The organism is Vibrio sp. ZF 223, assembly GCF_003050585.1.
GTDB classification, from domain to species: domain Bacteria; phylum Pseudomonadota; class Gammaproteobacteria; order Enterobacterales; family Vibrionaceae; genus Vibrio; species Vibrio crassostreae.
Map to the genome: position 1 here is coordinate 1,000,886 of NZ_PIGB01000001.1, position 19,106 is coordinate 1,019,991.

General features: G+C 44.2%; 18 protein-coding genes. 8 read left to right on the forward strand and 10 right to left on the reverse strand.

What is annotated here, in order from left to right; translation table 11 throughout:
* Nucleotides 1-287 precede the first annotated feature (287 nt).
* Nucleotides 288-1,781, reverse strand: coding sequence for a cryptochrome/deoxyribodipyrimidine photo-lyase family protein (locus CWO13_RS04235; RefSeq protein ID WP_102433417.1), 1,494 nt, complete (start codon nt 1,779-1,781; stop codon nt 288-290).
* A gap of 112 nt (nt 1,782-1,893) precedes the next feature.
* Nucleotides 1,894-3,681, reverse strand: a complete 1,788-nt coding sequence (locus CWO13_RS04240; RefSeq protein ID WP_102433416.1) for a sigma-54-dependent Fis family transcriptional regulator — start codon at nt 3,679-3,681, stop codon at nt 1,894-1,896.
* A gap of 326 nt (nt 3,682-4,007) precedes the next feature.
* Here CWO13_RS04240 and exaC point away from each other — a divergent pair, with 326 nt between their 5' ends.
* Nucleotides 4,008-5,528 carry an acetaldehyde dehydrogenase ExaC gene (exaC, locus tag CWO13_RS04245; RefSeq protein ID WP_108082581.1) on the forward strand — a complete coding sequence of 507 codons (1,521 nt, stop codon included), beginning with the start codon at nt 4,008-4,010 and terminating at the stop codon, nt 5,526-5,528.
* A 130-nt stretch (nt 5,529-5,658) separates the two neighbouring features.
* On the opposite strand, the gene CWO13_RS04250 is transcribed toward exaC, so the two are convergent.
* From CWO13_RS04250 to CWO13_RS04275, 6 genes are all read right to left on the reverse strand, one after another.
* A complete protein-coding gene (locus tag CWO13_RS04250; RefSeq protein WP_102530510.1) occupies nt 5,659-6,396 on the reverse strand; it encodes an NUDIX hydrolase in 738 nt (245 codons plus the stop codon).
* A 182-nt stretch (nt 6,397-6,578) separates the two neighbouring features.
* Nucleotides 6,579-6,980 carry a hypothetical protein gene (locus tag CWO13_RS04255; RefSeq protein ID WP_048663815.1) on the reverse strand — a complete coding sequence of 134 codons (402 nt, stop codon included), beginning with the start codon at nt 6,978-6,980 and terminating at the stop codon, nt 6,579-6,581.
* Between the two features lie 145 nt (nt 6,981-7,125).
* Nucleotides 7,126-7,458 (reverse strand): DMT family transporter, encoded by a 333-nt coding sequence (locus CWO13_RS04260; RefSeq protein ID WP_048658977.1) that lies wholly within the window; start codon nt 7,456-7,458, stop codon nt 7,126-7,128.
* A gap of 149 nt (nt 7,459-7,607) precedes the next feature.
* On the reverse strand, nt 7,608-8,447 hold the full coding sequence (gene fghA / locus CWO13_RS04265) for an S-formylglutathione hydrolase (RefSeq protein WP_048658978.1): 840 nt from the start codon (nt 8,445-8,447) through the stop codon (nt 7,608-7,610).
* Nucleotides 8,448-8,603: 156 nt separating this feature from the next.
* Nucleotides 8,604-9,752 carry an S-(hydroxymethyl)glutathione dehydrogenase/class III alcohol dehydrogenase gene (locus tag CWO13_RS04270; RefSeq protein WP_102433413.1) on the reverse strand — a complete coding sequence of 383 codons (1,149 nt, stop codon included), beginning with the start codon at nt 9,750-9,752 and terminating at the stop codon, nt 8,604-8,606.
* A gap of 617 nt (nt 9,753-10,369) precedes the next feature.
* On the reverse strand, nt 10,370-11,563 hold the full coding sequence (locus CWO13_RS04275) for a C45 family autoproteolytic acyltransferase/hydolase (RefSeq protein WP_108082582.1): 1,194 nt from the start codon (nt 11,561-11,563) through the stop codon (nt 10,370-10,372).
* Nucleotides 11,564-11,697: 134 nt separating this feature from the next.
* Here CWO13_RS04275 and CWO13_RS04280 point away from each other — a divergent pair, with 134 nt between their 5' ends.
* The 3 genes from CWO13_RS04280 to CWO13_RS04290 all read left to right on the forward strand — a co-directional run bounded on the left by CWO13_RS04280 (nt 11,698) and on the right by CWO13_RS04290 (nt 13,650).
* A complete protein-coding gene (locus tag CWO13_RS04280) occupies nt 11,698-12,114 on the forward strand; it encodes a helix-turn-helix domain-containing protein (RefSeq protein ID WP_108082583.1) in 417 nt (138 codons plus the stop codon).
* A gap of 294 nt (nt 12,115-12,408) precedes the next feature.
* Nucleotides 12,409-12,753: a DMT family transporter gene (locus CWO13_RS04285; protein ID WP_107899382.1), complete on the forward strand. Its 345-nt coding sequence runs from the start codon at nt 12,409-12,411 to the stop codon at nt 12,751-12,753.
* Between the two features lie 225 nt (nt 12,754-12,978).
* The gene (locus tag CWO13_RS04290) at nt 12,979-13,650 is read left to right on the forward strand and encodes a sel1 repeat family protein (protein WP_102530131.1); all 672 of its coding nucleotides are present in this window, start codon (nt 12,979-12,981) and stop codon (nt 13,648-13,650) included.
* A 96-nt stretch (nt 13,651-13,746) separates the two neighbouring features.
* Here CWO13_RS04290 and mpaA read toward each other — a convergent pair whose 3' ends face one another.
* The gene (gene mpaA, locus CWO13_RS04295) at nt 13,747-14,466 is read right to left on the reverse strand and encodes a murein tripeptide amidase MpaA (RefSeq protein ID WP_108082584.1); all 720 of its coding nucleotides are present in this window, start codon (nt 14,464-14,466) and stop codon (nt 13,747-13,749) included.
* Between the two features lie 144 nt (nt 14,467-14,610).
* Here mpaA and CWO13_RS04300 point away from each other — a divergent pair, with 144 nt between their 5' ends.
* From CWO13_RS04300 to CWO13_RS04315, 4 genes are all read left to right on the forward strand, one after another.
* On the forward strand, nt 14,611-16,236 hold the full coding sequence (locus CWO13_RS04300) for an ABC transporter substrate-binding protein (RefSeq protein WP_108082585.1): 1,626 nt from the start codon (nt 14,611-14,613) through the stop codon (nt 16,234-16,236).
* Nucleotides 16,237-16,667: 431 nt separating this feature from the next.
* The gene (locus CWO13_RS04305; protein ID WP_108082586.1) at nt 16,668-17,717 is read left to right on the forward strand and encodes an ethylbenzene dehydrogenase-related protein; all 1,050 of its coding nucleotides are present in this window, start codon (nt 16,668-16,670) and stop codon (nt 17,715-17,717) included.
* A 79-nt stretch (nt 17,718-17,796) separates the two neighbouring features.
* Nucleotides 17,797-18,396 carry a cytochrome C gene (locus CWO13_RS04310; RefSeq protein ID WP_108082587.1) on the forward strand — a complete coding sequence of 200 codons (600 nt, stop codon included), beginning with the start codon at nt 17,797-17,799 and terminating at the stop codon, nt 18,394-18,396.
* Nucleotides 18,397-18,411: 15 nt separating this feature from the next.
* Complete coding sequence (locus CWO13_RS04315) at nt 18,412-18,822, forward strand: cytochrome c3 family protein (protein WP_102431981.1); 411 nt, start codon at nt 18,412-18,414, stop codon at nt 18,820-18,822.
* Between the two features lie 12 nt (nt 18,823-18,834).
* Here CWO13_RS04315 and CWO13_RS04320 read toward each other — a convergent pair whose 3' ends face one another.
* Entirely contained in the window at nt 18,835-19,014 is a 180-nt protein-coding gene (locus tag CWO13_RS04320; RefSeq protein WP_102480815.1) for a hypothetical protein, read from the reverse strand.
* Nucleotides 19,015-19,106: the final 92 nt, after the last annotated feature.

Below are 19,106 nucleotides of genomic sequence, written 5' to 3' on the forward strand. Positions count from 1 at the left end.
AGGGAGATCAAAAATATAAACAAGATTGCATAGTGCGCAGTTTTGGCTTTGGTCGCAACGTTTAGAGGAAGATGAAAATCATCATTTAGCAATCGCTAACTTTCTGTATTTATTAGTTTTAATGATAATTAGGAGAGTTTGATGTTTTAGTAAGGCGGCTATTTTTCTTTTCTAGTTTGTGACCGCGAGTCTATTACTCATTATATGACGGCGGTCACAATTTATTTTATTTAACCCAATGAATTACCACTCTTTTTATAAGTGATTTAAAGAGGGAACGCGTTGTATTAGCTTGCCCGTTTTGTTTTGCTCTGTTTCTTCGGTGGCCTAACGTGGCGTGACAAAATACGACTTCGCTCTTGTTTCACTTCCGTTAGCTTTCTCCATGACCATAAACGCACTCGTGCCTCTTTAGCGCTAGCGTCGAGATCGACTACTGGATTAAGGTAAGGGGATTCTGGTTCAAGCTCATGCATCATGATTTCCATAGGCGTCATCTTCCAAGGCTCAAACAGGAGTGGAGTGGGTATGTCTGAAAGTTCGGGTACCCATTTTCGGATGAAGTCCCCATCGGAATCGTGTTCTAGGGCTTGCTTGGTTGGGTTGTAAATTCGGATGGTGTTGATGCCGGTTACCCCAGCTTGCATTTGAAACTGTGGGTAATGAATGCCAGGTTCAAAATCGAGGAACAGCTGCGCTAAGTGTGTGACACCATCACGCCAGTCCATGTTCATATGGTGAGTGAGAAAGCTCACCAGCATAGAGCGCATGCGGAAATTAATGTACCCCGTATGATGCAGGCAGCGCATACAGGCATCGACCAACGGCACGCCTGTCATCCCCATCTTCCATGCCTGAAGATGTGTCGGATCTTTTACCGTTTCATTCTGCAATAGCGTCTCATAGGCGTGGTTGATGCAGCGAAACTCCATCCCGCATTCCGATTCAAACTTCTGCATGAAATGACAGTGCCAGTGAAGCCTTGAAGAGAGAGCAATCAAGCTGCGACGAAATCCAGCGACTTGCCAGTGTCCCAATAGGTGTTGATAAACTTCGCGCAGCGATATATTGCCCCAAGCTAAATATGGGGATAGACGTGTACAGGCATGTCGTGAAGCTTCTGGGCTTGAGATACTGCGATAGTAATCGCGACCACGGCGCTCAAAGAAGTCGTGTAATGTTGCCCATGCCAGTGCACTTCCGCCCGTTTGTATGCCGTTAACTTTGGCTAACCATGCTTGTGGAGGTTCCATAGCGAGTTCAAGCTCTTCAGCATCAAGGGTATGCAGTGATTCTGTAGTTAACTGACTTTCTTCTATGGGAGCACGCATCACACTGTTCCAATGCTTGTCCCAACCGATTCTGTCTTTCGACCCTCTCACGACAGCGCCCTGTGCGAACTCTTGCCAATGGATGTTGTGCTCTTTAAACCAAGTAGAGAGTTCTCTGTCACGCTCAAAAGTGCAATTTAATCCTACCTCTTGATGAGAGAAGACGTTTTTGATGCTGTAACGAGATTGGATCACTTCGAAGCAGTCCACTGCACTGCCATGAAGTATTGAGACCTGATGTCCATACTCTTTCAGCGACTGGTTCATGCATTGCAGCGACTGCCAAACAAACCGCCAATGTCGCTCAGAATAGTGGGCATTGTTTAGCAGCATGGGTTCGAAAATGTAGAGCAATATCGTGGGGTGTTGATTTGATAAAGCATGTTGTAAAGGTGCATGGTCGGTGAGTCTTAAATCGCGCTTTAGCCACACTATGTTGATTGTTTGCATCTGAGCCCTCTTTCGTTTTGGATCATTACGAATCAGAGGTCAAAATGTCTCACTGGAAGTGAATTTTATTTTCGATGATGAAAGGGTAGGCTATGAGCGCCTGTGTTCATTATCAGAGAATACCTAAGCTTTTTAGTTTTCGATAAATCGTATTACGGCTGATGCCAAGTATGCGTGAAGTTTTGCTGATGTTGCCTTGGTTGGCTTGATAGGTTTGCAGCAAGGTTTCTTCCACGGTACTTCTTAAATCAGCATTTGGCTTACCTTCGATTATACGAGAAGCAGTAACCTGATGATGGCTATCTTGAGCTAAAGAGATAAGGTGTTGAGCAAGATGGTTCGGTACGTGCTCGAGTGTAAGTTGTGGTTCATCACTTGCTAGTAAAGCGGCGACTTTAAGTAGGTTGTCTAACTCGCGGATATTGCCCGGCCAGGAATAGGCGCACAATAAACTCATCAGGTACGGGCAAATTGACTGCTCAGCTTCGGCGTATTTACGATGAATATACTCGATTAAAGCATGCTTATCTTGTCGTTGTTGCAAGCTTGGCAAGGTAAAGGCCAAGCCATTGAGTCTATAATACAGGTCTTGCCTAAACTCACCTGTTGCGACTAACTGCTCGAGGTTTTTGTGAGTGGCAGCGATGATCTGGCAATCGACTTGGTAGCTCTGGTTTGAACCTACAGGTACTACGGATTTGTCTTGTAGAACATGCAGCAGTCGGCACTGAGCTTCTAAAGGCATGTCGGCGATCTCATCGAGAAATAGAATCCCTTTATCTGCTTGGCGGATCTTGCCTTGGAAGCCCTTGTGGCTTGCTCCCGTAAAGGCGCCCGGCGCGTAACCAAACAGTTCAGATTCGATAAGATCTTTAGGCAGCGCACCGCAATTCACCGCCACTAGAGGCGATGATTTACGCTGGCTTTGCTTGTGTAACGCTTTAACAAACTCGCCCTTACCGACACCTGTTTCACCTAGAATTAATAGGCTAATGCCTTTGTCGATAACCTTATTGGCCTGCTGCCAAGCGTGTTCTATCTGTTGTTCACCATGGTGTAAATCACATGATGCTGATATAGAGCGTGTGCGCTTGGTTGTTGGTCGTTTGAGGTGCTGTTTTTCAAACACAAAGGGTGCATCTATTGAAGCTCGGTTGAAGAGGGTATCGATACTCTCACCGACGATCGAGGTTTGATCCAATAGTTGAGAGGCGACCTGATTATGTGCCACCACCTCACCAGCCTCATTCGCTATTACGATCCCTTGCCAACCACTGTGCAGTAGCGATTTTTCACAAGCGAGATCAATGCGAGTCGTGCCTTGTGGGATATAGCTCAATAGCTGATTCTCAATAAGCTGAACCATATTTTGAACGAGTAGCTGCACCGAACTGTCGTGTTGCTGCTGCTCACTGGTAATGTCCAATACGCCAACCATTTGCCCTTGATGATCAAACACTGGGCTTGCTGAGCAACTGATAAATCGATGCTGGTGGATGAAGTGCTGCTCACCAATGATGGTTACAGGTTTAGCTTCCACGATCGCCGTGCCAATGGCGTTGGTGCCTTTGAGTTGCTCCTGCCAACACGCACCAGAGCTGAGTGCAATCGAAGTCAGTTTTTCCCTAAACCGCTCTTGTCCCCAACTAGCCAGAATCACCCCTTCAATGTCGGTCAAGATCAAACGACTGTCGGTGCGCGCAAACATCTGGTTAAACAGAGGTAGAGCATTGCGCTCGACGATTTGAATCAAGCTCGATGATTGATGGCGTCGCTGCTTAAGAATCGACTGTGGCAGGCGAATATCTTCGGGAAGACGTCTCTGTTTCAGCCCCGCTTCTGTGCTGCGGTGCCAAGAGGACGAAAGCCAATCTGAGGTGTTTGCTTGTTGAAGGTGCATGACTGTTCCATGTCGTAACAGTGAGGGTGTACCAAATTGGAACAGTTGAACACTGGAGTGGTTTCCATACGGCTGTTCAATACCAACTCACTTTAGGTTGTAAATGTTTGGTAATCATAGTTTTACAATTTATTAACAACAAGTCTTGAGGTTGTGGCGTGTGATTTGCGTTGTTCTTGCTGTGAAGAAAACACGAAGTATCAGTGTTTTAAACAGAAAGAATAAACATGGGCGTCTTGTCATGAGTCCTTTTCTCAGAGAAGTCGCAACAAAAATAAGACAGCTCTCGCTCAATAACGAACAACACATCTAAGAAGGATCTAACTATGATTTACGCACAGCCGGGTAGTGACAACGCAGTGGTGAACTTTAAAGCTCAGTACGATAATTTTATCGGTGGTGAGTGGGTGAAGCCTGTCAGCGGCGAGTATTTTGATAACACGTCTCCAGTGAATGGTCAGGTGTATTGCCAAGTGGCACGTTCAACTGAGGCTGACATTAGCTTAGCGCTCGATGCGGCACATGCAGCTCGTGCAAGTTGGGCCGCGACCAGTGTGACAGAGCGTTCGAACATTCTACTTAAAATTGCTGACCGTATTGAAGCAAACCTAGAAGAGATCGCAGTCGCCGAGACATGGGAAAACGGCAAACCAGTGCGTGAAACCCTGGCGGCAGACATCCCGTTAGTTGTCGATCACTTCCGTTACTTTGCGGGTTGTATTCGAGCGCAAGAAGGCAGTGCTGCCGAGCTCGATTCAAACACTGCAAGCTACCACTTCCCAGAGCCAATTGGCGTAGTCGGTCAGATCATTCCTTGGAACTTCCCGATTCTAATGGCGGCTTGGAAACTAGCACCTGCACTGGCTGCGGGCTGTTGTGTGGTGATGAAGCCTGCCGAGCAAACACCGACATCGATTTTGGTGATGATGGAGAAGATAGCGGATCTCCTGCCTGCAGGTGTGGTCAACATCGTGAATGGTTTTGGTAGCGAAGCAGGCCAAGCGTTAGCAACCAGTGACCGCTTGGCTAAGTTGGCGTTTACGGGTTCAACAGAAGTCGGTCACCATATTCTAAAATGTGCGGCTGAAAGCTTGATTCCATCAACCGTTGAGCTTGGCGGTAAGTCTCCAAACATCTACTTCCCAGACATCTTTGACCATGAGGACGAGTACCTAGACAAGTGTGTTGAAGGCATGTTGTTGGCGTTCTTCAACCAAGGTGAAGTGTGTACCTGTCCATCACGTGTGTTGATCCACGAATCGGTCTACGACAAGTTCATCAGCAAAGTGGTCGAGCGTGCTCAAACCATCAAGCAAGGTAACCCGCTAGATACCGATACTCAGGTTGGTGCACAAGCCTCTCAAGAGCAGTTTGATAAGATTCTGAGCTATCTAGAGATTGGTCGCCAAGAGGGTGCGAAAGTGCTCACTGGTGGTGAAATCGCGCAGCAACCAGACGATCTCGGTAATGGTTACTACATTCAACCTACTATGTTGGAAGGGCACAACAAGATGCGTGTCTTCCAAGAAGAGATCTTCGGCCCTGTTATCGCGGTAACCACCTTTAAAGATGAAGCAGAAGCGTTAGAAATTGCCAACGATACCGAATATGGCTTGGGTGCAGGTGTATGGACGCGTGATGCCAACCTTGCTTACCGTATGGGCCGTAATATCGAAGCGGGCCGTATCTGGGTGAACTGTTACCATGCTTACCCAGCACATGCGGCGTTTGGTGGATACAAGAAATCAGGCATCGGTCGTGAGACACATAAGATGATGCTCGATCACTACCAGAATACGAAGAACCTGCTGATCAGCTACGATACCAATCCGCTGGGCTTTTTCTAACATAGATATGTTCTAAAGATAGCGTTCTGAATTAGATAAAATTAACAACGCAGTCGGCTTGAATAAAAACAGAAACTAAAAGCAAAACGCCCAATTCATGTGAGTTGGGCGTTTTTATGTTTGAAGTATTCTAGCTTTTAGAAAAGAAGATTTCTGGCTTGTGGTTCGGGCCCGAATTACCTTCTAGCTGAGTAAGCTCTAATCCTTGTTTCCCTATTAAAGAACCGACCAACTGGCGATTAAACGGGTAACTGTCAGGGTTGTTAATGTACTCTTCAATATCGACCCATTTTGCTTCTGCAATTTCATCGGTGTCTTGAATCGCAATCTCCCGAGTTTGAGCGATAAGGTGACAAACAAAGTAGAGGTTCGATTTGCCAAACTGGTATGGGTGGCGCGTTGCCATGCCAACCACCGATACAAACTCCGCTTTGATACCCGTCTCTTCCAAGGTTTCTCGAACCACAGACTCTTCAATACCCTCGCCAAGTTCAATGTGGCCGCCAGGTAGTTTATAGCCTGTCATGCCATGCTCTTTTATCATCAGCACTTGATTGTGTCCGTTGGTGATCAGAGCTCCAGCTCCCAAAGTATGGGTCGGGATGAAAGGCACAAACTCGACGATTTCGGATTTGTGGATCAGCGTAATCTCGTCTTCTAGACAGTTGTGGAACACAAAGCCAAGTTCGGTCGCTACCGGAATGAGGTGCGAGAGCGAAATAGGTAAGCTAATCCAAATAATGCCTTTGTTATTTTGTTTTGAAAATTCGGTGATTTCACTAAGTTCGGCATGAAATGTATCAGCATCTTGAGGGGCGGTTGCCGGGGCAATGATGATGCCGTTAAATTTGTCGAGCGTAAATTCCACGGGTGATCCTTTATTATTTTTGATTTATTGGGCGTTGAGCATTGGCTGAGCTTATCGTATCTCCAGCGGAAAGGGCAGTAGTCGGTGGAAAGTGAGAGAAGGTTTTAAGCGAGAGGCGAGAAACAAAAACAGCGCTTGGAAGTCAAGCGCTGTCTAATAATAGATTCTATTGTATACCGACTTTAACGAATGTAGTTGGCATTAATACTTACGTACCAGTGCTGCAGTTTGCCATCGGCTTTCTTGATCCACAAATCGTTGGTGTAGCTCTCAATCTTGCCGTTAACTGTAAGGTTGAATGTGTTCTCGTCGAATTCGCCAAGCTTCACAAACTGGTCTGTCGTAATTAGAAACGGGTCCATGTCGTCCACACCAACCACATCTGAAATCACATAGTAGTGGTAGGTTAGCGGCTTGCTCGCATCATTCGGGTTGCTGCGATACGCCACAAGCTTGAATGGTTCCGTCAATGGAACGTCGAGCGTTTGCTTGTCCATTGTTGCTGGAATCGGGATAAACAGCCAAGCGGTAAACAGACCGCTCAATAAAACCATCAGGAAGAAAAGAGTCTTAATTGCTTTCATAGCAACCTTCAAAATAGGTGATGTTGAAGACGCTATGGTAACAGGTTTGATTTGCTGATTGTAAGAGTATGAATAAGTGAAGGCATCACCTGTCTGTTAGGAAGTTTGAACGAATTGACACACTGTTAATAACTCACTATCTACACTAGTGTGAGTGACCTTGCGACAGGTTGATCATCACAACACCGGCTGCCACTAGTAACATGCCAATCCAAACCATGGTATCGAGGTGCTGGCGGTAAACGAATGTAGAAATCAGACTCACGGTCACGATAGCTAAACCTGCCCATAAAGAGTGCACCACACCAACTGGCATTCCCTTCATCGCTTGGCTCAAAAATAGAAACGCTGCCAAGTGCCCTGAGATAACCAGTAAAGCTGGTACTGGTTTAGACAAACTAAACCCGTCAGTGGCTTTAAGTGCAACGTGAGAAAGTGCTTCAGCCATTACGCCCATCATCAAGAAAAACCAGCTCATATTCGTACCTTTGTCGTTGTATTGTTTGTGTTGGTATAGCAAGAGTGTTTGAAAGTGTTAATCGATGCCAATCGCGGATTAACTCATATTGCAGGCACAAAAAAGCCCACACCTCACGCTTTTGCAAGGTGTGGGCTAAATAGGTGTCGCTACTTGTTTAGGTAAGCCGCGTGGAACTCAATGTGCTCATCAATAAAGCTAGAGATGAAGAAGTAGCTGTGGTCGTAACCTGGCTGCATACGTAGCTCTAAATCGGCATTGGTTACCTTAGCCGCTTCGACTAGTTGCTCAGGTTTAAGCTGCTCAATCAGGAAGTTATCCGCTTCGCCTTGGTCTACCAACATTGGCAGCTTAGTGCCTTTGGTTTTTAGAAGCTCAGAGGCATCGTAGTGCTTCCACTCTTCAATATCTAAGCCCAAGTATTGGTTGAATGCTTTCTGTCCCCAAGGGCATTGCATTGGGTTCGTGATTGGGCTGAATGCCGAGATAGAGCGGTAGCTATCTTCGTTTTTAATGCCAATCGTTAGTGCACCGTGTCCACCCATGCTGTGACCAGAAATTGATTTCACTGATGTTACAGGGAAGAAAGACTCAATCAGTGCAGGAAGCTCTGTTACCACGTAATCGTACATGTGGTAATGGCTGTCCCATGGCGCTTGAGTAGCATTCACGTAGAAGCCTGCGCCTTGGCCTAAGTCGTAGTTTTCATCGTCGGCAACACCTTCGCCACGCGGGCTTGTGTCTGGGGCAACAATGGCAATGCCTTGCTCAGCCGCGGCTTTGAATGCGCCGGCTTTTTGCATGAAGTTTTCATCGGTACAGGTTAGGCCTGATAACCAATATAAAACAGGTACTGGGTTTTCTTTGCTTGCATTCGGTGGCAAGAAAATCGCGAAACGCATGTTGCAGTCAAGCGTTGCAGAAAAGTGGGTGTATTGTTTGTGCCAACCACCAGCAACCTTTGCTTGGCTAATGTTTTCAATTGTCATCTATTGTGCTCCGTTAGGTTGATGGTTTGGGAGTAAATTTGTCTATATGAGTAAAAGTTTCACCACCCACCGGGCAGGAGGTGGTGAAGACAGTTTCGCTCTGATGCTTAAGTCAGAACTGTGGTCTCGACACCTAAGTGCCGAGACCAAGGAGAATTATCTGTCCATGTGTAAAACAGTACGGATAGATTCACCTTTGTGCATTAGGTCGAATGCGTCGTTTACTTCGTCAAGGCTCATTGTGTGAGTAATGAACTCTTGAAGACCAAACTCACCTGCCATGTAACGGTTTACGATTTCTGGAAGCTCAGAGCGGCCTTTAACACCACCGAAAGCAGAACCACGCCATACACGACCGGTTACTAGTTGGAATGGACGAGTTGAGATCTCTTGACCTGCGCCTGCAACACCGATGATTACAGATTCGCCCCAACCTTTGTGACAACATTCAAGCGCTTGACGCATCACGTTTACGTTACCAATACATTCGAAAGAGTACTCAACACCACCGTCGGTCATCTCAACGATAACGTCTTGGATTGGCTTGTCGTAGTTCATTGGGTTGATGCAGTCAGTCGCGCCAAGTTGTTTCGCTAGCTCGAATTTGCTCTCGTTGATGTCAACACCGATGATGCGGTCAGCACCAGCCATACGAGCACCAATGATTGCAGAAAGACCGATACCACCAAGGCCAAATACAGCAACGTTGTCGCCTTTTTCAACTTTAGCTGTGTTCAGTACCGCGCCCATACCTGTTGTAACGCCACAACCTAGAAGACAAACTTCTTCAAGTGGTGCTTCTTTGCTTACTTTTGCTAGTGAGATTTCTGGAAGTACTGTGTACTCAGAGAAAGTAGAACAACCCATGTAGTGGAAGATTGTCTCACCGTTGATAGAGAAACGGCTTGTGCCATCTGGCATTAGGCCTTTACCTTGAGTTTCACGAACCGCTTGGCAAAGGTTAGTTTTACCAGACTTACAGAATTTACATTCGCCACACTCAGCAGTGTAAAGTGGGATAACGTGATCGCCAACTTCAACGCTTGTCACGCCTTCGCCGATCATCTCAACGATACCGCCACCTTCGTGACCAAGGATTGAAGGGAAGATACCTTCTGGATCGTCACCTGATAATGTGAATGCGTCAGTGTGACAAACACCAGTCGCAACGATACGAACAAGTACTTCGCCAGCTTTTGGCAGTTCAACGTCAACCGTTTCACGCTTTAGTGGCTCGCCCGCTTTCCAAGCAACCATAGCTTTGGATTGGATATGAGTTTGACCAGGTTTGATTTCGATAGTCATTGGATGCTTCCTTTATATGTCAGTACAGCGGATAACTTTGCAATTAAGTTCAACTCGTTAAGAGTAGTCGAGCTTAAATGTTTCCGCTCTCTCGTTTTGTTGGAGCTAGTATAGATGTCACTCTAGTTTTTGATAATCCCTCTAAATGGAAAATGATTATTACGTATTTGTAATAATTGGTATATTAAGAAGGGGGGATAGGGGACGTTCGTTACTCAGAGAACCTAAGGACACTGTAAACAGGAACTATGTAGGTAAGGTATTTATTAGAAATAAATACGACGTGAGATTTTCGCTTATTTTCTCGTGGTAAGTTCAAACATGTTCGTTTGCTGGTCATTTCCACTGTGTCATTGGCTTCTCATGTGGACGAGTTACACATCAAAGCCTCTTCGTTTTGAAAATATTCAGTAATTCACAGTAACTACTCAAGGCTTGATGGCAAAGTCCATGGAGGACCTATTCAAAGTATGGACTTTTACATATGAGTCGTAACGTTCAAGTGGGGTGCTCGGGTCACCTCACTCACGTTAATTGCATATTCGCTTTCTAACAACGATCAACGCTCATCGGGTTGATCACTGTTACCTAAGTCGGCTTTCTATTATGCTTTGTGCTTACTTGTCTAAACAAACACGTTGGAAGTCATTCCACTCACCCACACCTGGAGCGACTTCTATACAGCCTTCTTTTGTATCCATAACTGCTGTTAGCGTGGAGATAAAGTCAGAGCCATAAGCGGCATGCTGCGCAATCGGCTTCGTATTAAGTACATACTTAGCAGCCTCTACATTGCCTTCTGGTGTGTTATCAATGAACTGCTGAGCAAACTCTGCGCGCCACTCAGTGTAAGCGGTTGCAACCGTACGCTGTTTACTCTTCTCGCCAAGCCCCACAGACTCAGCGAATGCTTGCAATACGCCTGGACGCTCAGAGTGATTCGCATGACCGACACCTGCAGGACGTTTTATGACGTAGTTCTTACCGTCGAGCATCTCCACGCCCACCGTGTTACCAGTACTGTCCGCAAAGTTAAAGTGGGATGCCACGACAGTACGGTATTGGTCTAAAATCTTCTCTGCATCATCAACACTCTTGGCGTTTCGCACTAGGTAGTTTTGAAGTGTACCAAGCTCAATAGCGTTGTCTGCTTCATTGCCTATACCCTTAGAGTCGGTACCTTGGAAGTTAATCACAACCCCAATATCTTTACCTAGTGTTTGACCTGAACCATAAAATCCTGATGCCATCACCTGTACATAATCATCAGCTTGTAAAACCCAGTAATTACCACCAGATAACGAAGGCGTGTCGTTTACTTGACCTACAACACCAGTACCTGAAAAACTCACTGTTGTGCATCCGCTTAGCGCAGACTGGGCAGTCGAAGCTAATGCCGCATCAAGCTGTGATAGTGTGAACATGGTTTTTAACGAAATCCCGCCCACTTTGGCAAGCGCGTTAAGAACTTCGAAGTAGTCGGGATTAAGCTTTTGAGAGTTCCTTAAAACCTTCATTGAATCTCTCTCAAACTTGACCACATCGATGCCTGCTAGTTTGTAGACGTATTTCGCTTCCTTAATACCACGTCGTACTTCTTCACCGACCTGCTTTTCAAATAACTCAGCATAATCAGCCGATTTTACGCCACGAATATCAACAATAGGTAAACTTTCTTGCTGAACAAATGCTTGCGGCGCATAGTAAGGCTGATGGACATCCAAACCTGGTACTGGCTCAAGAGAAATCGCGTGAGCTGAACCTGAGAGTGCAAGTGCGGTAGAAAGGATTGCGCGTTTAGTCATTTTCATATTGTTTTCCTTTATGTATTTGATTCATCATTTGAGACAACTCATACCTCTATGTCTGGCTATTAAATTATCATTTCAAATTTCCGAAATTCAGATAGCATTACACGAGTAATTCCAGAAAACGGACAATCGTAATGGCAGAAATAGAAACAGAAGGGTTTGAATTCTTCGGCGTTGAAGAGACGGTCTTTCGAAGAATGGTGATAGAGCGAATCGAGGCGCTCATGGTTCAAGAAGGGTTATCTAAGAATTCGCTGGCTAAAAAAGCAGATATTGGCCGCTCAGCGCTTTATGAGAAGATGGATAGAGAAGCGAAAAGTCACTTCACCATTTTGGACTTTTTCCGAATCGCCAAAGCGCTTGATGTCAGCTTGCTGCAGTTGTTCCCAATGACCCAATTAGAGCGATTACATGGAGGGCAATTGCCTCTTTCTGCCAGTACACTTAAATTTCTCGACCTCATGCTTGCAGCCCCCAAAGAGGACATTGAGTTTTTAGCCAATTTTTACGCATCACTGAAAAAGCGCGATCAGCTCAACGGGGATCAATAGCTGAACACATATTCATAATCCATAAACTATCAGTCCGTCTTTTCCTAATTATGGAAAACCTTGGGCTATCTATGAATTGCTAATTTAGGGGAAGCTGTAGCTCCCTTTTGTCTAAAAATGAGTTAGCAGGCTCTTTTATTTTGCATGCAGATGAATTATCTAAGACCAATTCATTGAGTTTCTTGGTTAAGATCTTTTAGGGTACGTCATAATAATTGCTTACTGAAAATCGCATGAATTGGAAATAAAACTACAATATTCTGAGCGCCGTATTTTACAGTTGTGGACTCAAACATGCTTTTATCTCTCCCACCACCAGTGATGCTATCACTCGCCATCGTGCTTGAAGTTGTCGCCACTTCTTTATTACCTAAAACGCAGCAATTTACTTCTTTACCGGCCACGGCCGCGGTATTGATTAGCTACGGTTGTGCCTTTTATCTGTTATCTCTCACAGTGCAAACCATGTCTTTGGGTGTGGCGTATGCGATTTGGTGTGGGGCTGGGATTGTATTAGTCGCAGCACTGTCTTGGCTGGTTTACGGGCAGAAACTCGATATCTACGCGGTGATTGGGATCGGTTTGATTCTGTCTGGCGTAGTGATCATCAACCTGTTTTCGGAGTCGGTGAGTCATTGAGCTTTATTTAGGTCACACTTATTAATTTAACAGATTGATTTTTCTTTTTATTTTATAAATGTGGATTGTATTATGTAATTATGAAGCACGGACTTTCGTGGCATAGAAGTTGATATTTGTAACCTCTCTTAGTCTGCACACACATGATAGTAATCGGATAACCTAAGTTGTTCCATTGTACAAACCGAACTCATTTCAATGCACTATATGACTTTTGGACATTTGATGTATAAAACATTATTTTTTTTGTTAGGAGTATTCACTTCACTGCAAGTTTTTGCTGAAGGAGATATAAGTTGGGTTAACGCAACAAATAAGTATTCTTGTACTAAGGAACTAGAGACCTGCTTCTTCGATGACTTTACTTCAGAGGAAGACTCTAAGGTGGTTGACGGTATATTTGTATATTTGGACAATATAAATTACCTAAGTGGTTTCTACAGCAAAAAAAAGTTCTTAGAGAAGTTAGAAATTATCTCTAAAACAAATGAAAACTATGCTTTTTTAATCGAAGCCAGTATTTATTACCATGGGGAGGGCTTTGTTCGCAACCTTGATAAAGCAATCGAAATTGTCGAGTCTAGCCCTTTTTATAATGAAAATGATCCCGACCAGATGTCTATCCTTGGTCTGAGTTATTATTTTAAATTTACAGAAGCAAAAGATGCACCTTTAGATTGGTATTTAAAAGCTAAAAACTATCTGAAAAAGTCTTATCAGCTAGATGAAAACTATGTAACAAGAGAATTAGCATTTTCTCTAATTAAGTCTAGCAATTTACAAGATCTAGAGTTGGCAGGGGATATTTTCAGAAGATTTGCTGAGATTGGTGATGAAGATGATGTGTATAACTATGATGTATATCTTAAAGGCATGAAGCAGCTCCAAGAAAACTAATAATGATCTACATTATCAATATTGGATTCCGAGTTAGAGGGATCTTTTATGCCAATGCCAATGCTAATTTCCGAGTGAGCTAATTCTCTATCGAAGCTATGTTCGAAAATAAGTCAACTTACCCCCCAACACAGCCACAAACGCATCTAAATACTGCTCTATAGTCAGGTCCGCGGAAATGGGTGGCAGCTCTACGGTAATGCACGGTAGGTTTCTTTCTTGGCACCAGGTACCGAATGAGCCTGGGGTTTCGTAGTCGACGTCTTCGACGATCGGTAGGTTGAATTGCTTGCCTAGCCAAATGGCGAGCTCTGATTGAGTTGGGTCGTCGACCATGGCGAGTGGCTCGTGGAAAGATATGACGAACTTAGGCTGGCGCTGCTCGATGAGGTCGATCAGTGATTGTACTTCAGGTTCTAGCTGGTCGGCTTGCCCCGTTTTTACTTTTACATCTCTGACTGGTGTATTTGAACTCCAGCGATAGACGGTGCCGTTTTCTGTCCAGTTTTGAGTCGGAAAAGCGCGGTTTAAATCAACTTGGTTGGCGTTGGCGCGAGTGCCTAGTTGATTGCCATCTGGGTTCATCGACAGGATCACATCGTGTCGTAAGTTGGCGGTTGGCAAGCTTCTTAGCGCGCAAGATAAACCCGCGATAGAAGCCGTTTCATCACCGTGTGTGCCCGCTAAGATCAGCCCGCGAGATTCGCTTTCTATTTGCGCGGGGAAATAGAGCAAGGGTGCGCCCAATACCGACTTTCCATATGGCAGCGGCTTTATTGAAAATGCAGCTCTTTCCGTTCTTGGAATTAAACTCACCTTTATCTCCTGATTGATCAAGTACTATCAAGTATTAACGATTACACAAACTTACTTAAATAAACTAAAGCGTTAAAACTCGTCAACAGTCGCATTGTTAATTTTATTACTTGCTTCAAAGATAGGCTAGGAGAGCAAAAAAACATGGATTTTAAAAAACATTCAACGGCTTTACTCATTTCATCTTTATTGACCCCTTTTATATCAGTGACTGCCGTTGCTGAAACCTTACCTGCTGGTGTTTCACTGGCGAAAGACCAACACTTAGTTCGTGCTAACGATGCAGAAGCTGCGACGCTTGACCCTGCAAAAGCAGAAGGCTTGCCGGAAATGCACATACTACGCGATCTGTTTGAAGGATTAGTGATCCAAGATCGCGATGGCAATATCACCCCAGGAGTTGCGGAATCTTGGGAAACCGAAGACAACAAGACGTTTGTATTCCACCTACGTAAAGACGCTCAATGGTCGAATGGCGATCCGGTGACAGCCGATGATTTTGTGTATGCGATAAGACGTGCGGTCGACCCTAAAACCGCATCGCCAAACGTGTGGTATCTCAAGCTCACCAAAATCAACAACATCGCTGACGTGGCAGAAGGTAAGAAGCCCGTTGAAGATCTCGGTATTTCCGCTGTCGATAAACACACGGTGAAGTTCGAGCTTGATAGTAAAGTACCATACTTTGTTGCGATGACGGGCCACACATCCATGATGCCCGTTCATAAGGCAACGCTAGAAAACAGCGACAAGCCGTGGAGTGACCCTAAGCAGTTTGTCGGTAATGGCGCGTTTGTTTTGGATGAATGGGTGGTTAACGAACGCATTGAACTGAAGAAGAACCCGAAATACTGGGACAGTTCAGATACGCACTTAACCGAAGTGACTTATATTCCGTTTGAGAATCAGAATGCCTCGATTAACCGTTATGCGGTGGGCGAAGTTGATATCACTTCTGACGTACCAACACACATGGCGCAGCAGCTCAAAACCAAATACCAAGATGCATTTACTGCGGTACCTTTGCTGTGTACCTACTACTACGCGTTCAATACTACACGTCCTCCATTCGATGATGCGCGAGTACGTAAAGCCGTGTCGTATTCTATGATGCGTGATGTTATCACCAATGGCGTCACTCAGGTGGGTAACCTGCCGGCTTATACCTTTGCTCATGAATATACAGCAGGGTTTGATGCGACTCAGCCTGAATACAGTACTTGGACTCAAAAGGAGCGCGACCAAAAAGCTAAAGAGCTACTCAAAGAAGCGGGCTACGATGCGTCTAATCCGTTGGATTTCAAATTACTGTACAACACCAGTGAGTCGAACAAGTCGATTGCAGTGGCGATTGCATCAATGCTGAAAGGTAATTTGGGTGCTCAAGTCGAGCTTGAAAACCAAGAGTGGAAGTCTTACTTGGTGTCACGTCGCCAAGGTGATTTTGATGTGATGCGCGCTTCTTGGTGTGGTGACTACAATGAAGCATCGACTTTCTTGAGCTTATTGCGCTCTGAGTCTTCAGGTAACTTTGCGCGTTACAACAATGACAAGTACGACGCTGCAATGGACAGCGCACTGTCAGCAACCAACGAGCAAGATCGCCAAGGCTTCTATGATCAAGCGGAGCAGTTACTGGCTGAAGACATGCCTATCGCACCCATCTATTACTATATGCAAGCTCGCCTAGTGCGACCGAGTGTTGGTGGCTTTGCGAAAAACAATGTAGAAGGACGTATCTATTCTAAGGATCTTTACATCAAGGAATAGGTGGGCCAAATGCGAGTTCAGACATATCAGGACTAAAATATGATAGAGCTAGGAAATAGCGCATAAAGGTCAAAAACAGAAGAAAAGGGACGTTGAACATAAATATATGATTAACGTCCCTTTATTATATCTCTATTTTAGATAATGCTACTTATAGGGAGTTTTAGCTGCCTATAAATGAACGTTGAAGCTCGAAATTGATACTAACCATTATTATTTGTGAATTAGTTAAGTATAGCTATCATAAAGCTATTGATATTTATAATATTTGAGATTTTTTTAAAAAAGTGATTATCTATTTATTGATTTCTAAATATCTATTTTTATATTTTGTCTATTTGTATTTAAGTTGATGTCGATCAATTGAAATAAACTCATTCATTCCTACGCTTAATTATATAAATAGAGCAATGGGATTTAGGAGGGTAATAATGAAGTACTCAATGATGACGCTATTAGCCGTGGTTGTACTTACGATCATTCCAGCCAGTGCTGTTCACGCAAAAGATAAGATACTAGAGAGCAGTAAGCTTGCCTCAAATATAGTTATCGATGGCAACGTTGATGCCGTTTGGGAGCAAGCTAAACCACTGACACAGAAGGTGAACAAATTACCGTATAAACCAAATAATGGCTATGAAGGCATTAAAAAAACCAGTGTGGAAATGAAGTCGATGTATGACAATGAATACATTTACTTCTTGTTTACTTATGCCGACCCGACCAAAAGTATTGACCGCTTTCCTTGGGTTAAACAAGAGGATGGGTCATGGAAGCAGTTGAAAAATAAAGATGATACTGGGCACGACAATACTTACTACGAAGATAAATTTGCGGTTTATTGGGACATCAATGCTGAAGGCTTTTCTGAGAAAGGGTGTAATGCTGCATGTCACAGAGCTAAAAAGGGTAAAAATGCAGGGCGTGATGATAAGAACCCAGCACGTAAATACACCAAGCAGGAAGACGAGTTTATTGATATGTGGCACTGGAAAGGTGTGAGAACCGCGGTTCATAATCAGCTTGATGACCAATATGTTGATAGTAATACCGATCCAAAACAAAACAAAGGTTGGGGACGTAAAGGAGACAGCAAAACGGGGGGTGGCTACGTTAATAACATAAAAGACGGTCAGCCAGCCTATGTATCAGATAACTTAACCAATGAAACATTACTTATTTTAGACTCAGAGAAGAAGCCGTTTACAACTGACTACAATAAGTTAGACCGAATTCCAGGGTTAACGGGTAAGCCATTTACCGGTTCCCGTGGTGATATCGAAGTCGGTGTTATTTGGAAAGAGGGTGTTTGGACTCTGGAAATGAAGCGTAAGCTTGTAACTACGGGTGAAAATGCAGAAACGCAAGATGTGCAATTTGACGATTTGAGCCAATTATATCCATTTGGTGTTGCGGTTTTTGATAACTCTCAAATTAATCACATATACCATCGCGGTGTGTTAAACCTTGAGTTTAAATAATTATAACACTCGTAACTAACTGAAATGATTTGTGTCGAAATAATCGGCTCAAATCACTTCTTAACAGAAGAGTACTATTATGGTCAAAACAGTTACTCAATATGTTTCTTATTTATTTGTGTTGACCACGTTGAGCATATTCTTTATGCCGCTACCACTCTGTTCTGAGTCAACAGTTCAGAATCCCGCTGTGCATAATGTAAAACCGTTTTCTAGCCAAATTACCAATGAAGCGGAAATGCAGAATTTAATAAAGGAAAATAAGCGTTGTATACGGTGCCATCAAAAAAAGCGTCTGCTTAAAAATATTAATGCCATCGCTTCTGTAGGCGCACATGCCAGTACTGAGTTTTACAACAACTGCACGGCTTGTCATGGCAGAAAAGGTTCTCATCCCAAAGATTCTGATGTGGTAAGTGTGATTCCATTCGATGATCATATCGACTTGCCAATTTTCGAGCAAAACCAAAAGTGTATCGCTTGTCATTCTCCTGAAAGCTTGAGGGTCAGTGAGTGGACTCACGATGTACATGCCACCAAATTGACATGTTCCAATTGTCATAATTTACATCGCGATTCAGACCCGATTATCGGTATCAGTAAGAAGTTCCGTATTGGGTTATGTGCAACCTGCCATGAAGCTATTCTGCGTGAGAAAGAGCTTAAGTCGCATCGGTAAGAAGGAGCCAGTTTTATGAGTACGACTAGATATTTAATTAGTGTGTTACTTGCTGGAGTATGCGCACTGGTGGTCGCTGAAGATTTACCTAATCCAGATGAGCATAACCTTGCGAATATTCACCTAAAGGATGAAACATGTGCGGGTCAGTGCCATCTAGACGAAGAGCCTTCTGACGATCTTGAGTTTGAATATAACAGCTGCGTGGAGTGTCATGATGATTTTGGTCACCTCGAAGGGCGCCAGCATAATTTAAAGCACAAAGAGAGCGAAGAGATGGAGTGCGTCGAGTGTCATCTTCCCCATGAAGAATTTGATCCTAAGGACACTTGTACCGACTGTCATGATGAAGAAGACGAAGAATTATCAGACTTTTATTCAGTTAGGCTAGAGCGCTATTTAAATACGTTTAGCCTTGATTTCTAGAAACTCATTATATTAAAAAGTAGAGCCGGGCACACTTACTTTAGATGTGATGGGTTTACTCTCTTCAACGTCTTTAAGCGGTGCTGCTTCGCGAATATCGGCACCTACTAGAGCTGCGTTATTGCAAAGATCAATAGATAAGTCTGATGCGAACTCGGCTCTAAGACATAGCGAAGCTAAGACATCACGCATAACAATTAGAAATAGAGAAAAGGGACGTTGATCATAAATATCGGATCAACGTCCCTTCGTCATTAATCTGTAACGGTAAGCACAAAAAACTG

Bases quoted from the DNA above. Each gene is read 5' to 3' on its own strand.
- CWO13_RS04235 (WP_102433417.1), bottom strand. From the start codon at position 1,781: ATGCAAACAATCAACATAGTGTGGCTAAAGCGCGATTTAAGACTCACC.
- CWO13_RS04240 (WP_102433416.1), bottom strand. From the start codon at position 3,681: ATGCACCTTCAACAAGCAAACACCTCAGATTGGCTTTCGTCCTCTTGG.
- exaC (WP_108082581.1), top strand. From the start codon at position 4,008: ATGATTTACGCACAGCCGGGTAGTGACAACGCAGTGGTGAACTTTAAA.
- CWO13_RS04255 (WP_048663815.1), bottom strand. From the start codon at position 6,980: ATGAAAGCAATTAAGACTCTTTTCTTCCTGATGGTTTTATTGAGCGGT.
- CWO13_RS04260 (WP_048658977.1), bottom strand. From the start codon at position 7,458: ATGAGCTGGTTTTTCTTGATGATGGGCGTAATGGCTGAAGCACTTTCT.
- fghA (WP_048658978.1), bottom strand. From the start codon at position 8,447: ATGACAATTGAAAACATTAGCCAAGCAAAGGTTGCTGGTGGTTGGCAC.
- CWO13_RS04270 (WP_102433413.1), bottom strand. From the start codon at position 9,752: ATGACTATCGAAATCAAACCTGGTCAAACTCATATCCAATCCAAAGCT.
- CWO13_RS04275 (WP_108082582.1), bottom strand. From the start codon at position 11,563: ATGAAAATGACTAAACGCGCAATCCTTTCTACCGCACTTGCACTCTCA.
- CWO13_RS04280 (WP_108082583.1), top strand. From the start codon at position 11,698: ATGGCAGAAATAGAAACAGAAGGGTTTGAATTCTTCGGCGTTGAAGAG.
- CWO13_RS04285 (WP_107899382.1), top strand. From the start codon at position 12,409: ATGCTTTTATCTCTCCCACCACCAGTGATGCTATCACTCGCCATCGTG.
- CWO13_RS04290 (WP_102530131.1), top strand. From the start codon at position 12,979: ATGTATAAAACATTATTTTTTTTGTTAGGAGTATTCACTTCACTGCAA.
- CWO13_RS04300 (WP_108082585.1), top strand. From the start codon at position 14,611: ATGGATTTTAAAAAACATTCAACGGCTTTACTCATTTCATCTTTATTG.
- CWO13_RS04305 (WP_108082586.1), top strand. From the start codon at position 16,668: ATGAAGTACTCAATGATGACGCTATTAGCCGTGGTTGTACTTACGATC.
- CWO13_RS04310 (WP_108082587.1), top strand. From the start codon at position 17,797: ATGGTCAAAACAGTTACTCAATATGTTTCTTATTTATTTGTGTTGACC.
- CWO13_RS04315 (WP_102431981.1), top strand. From the start codon at position 18,412: ATGAGTACGACTAGATATTTAATTAGTGTGTTACTTGCTGGAGTATGC.
- CWO13_RS04320 (WP_102480815.1), bottom strand. From the start codon at position 19,014: ATGCGTGATGTCTTAGCTTCGCTATGTCTTAGAGCCGAGTTCGCATCA.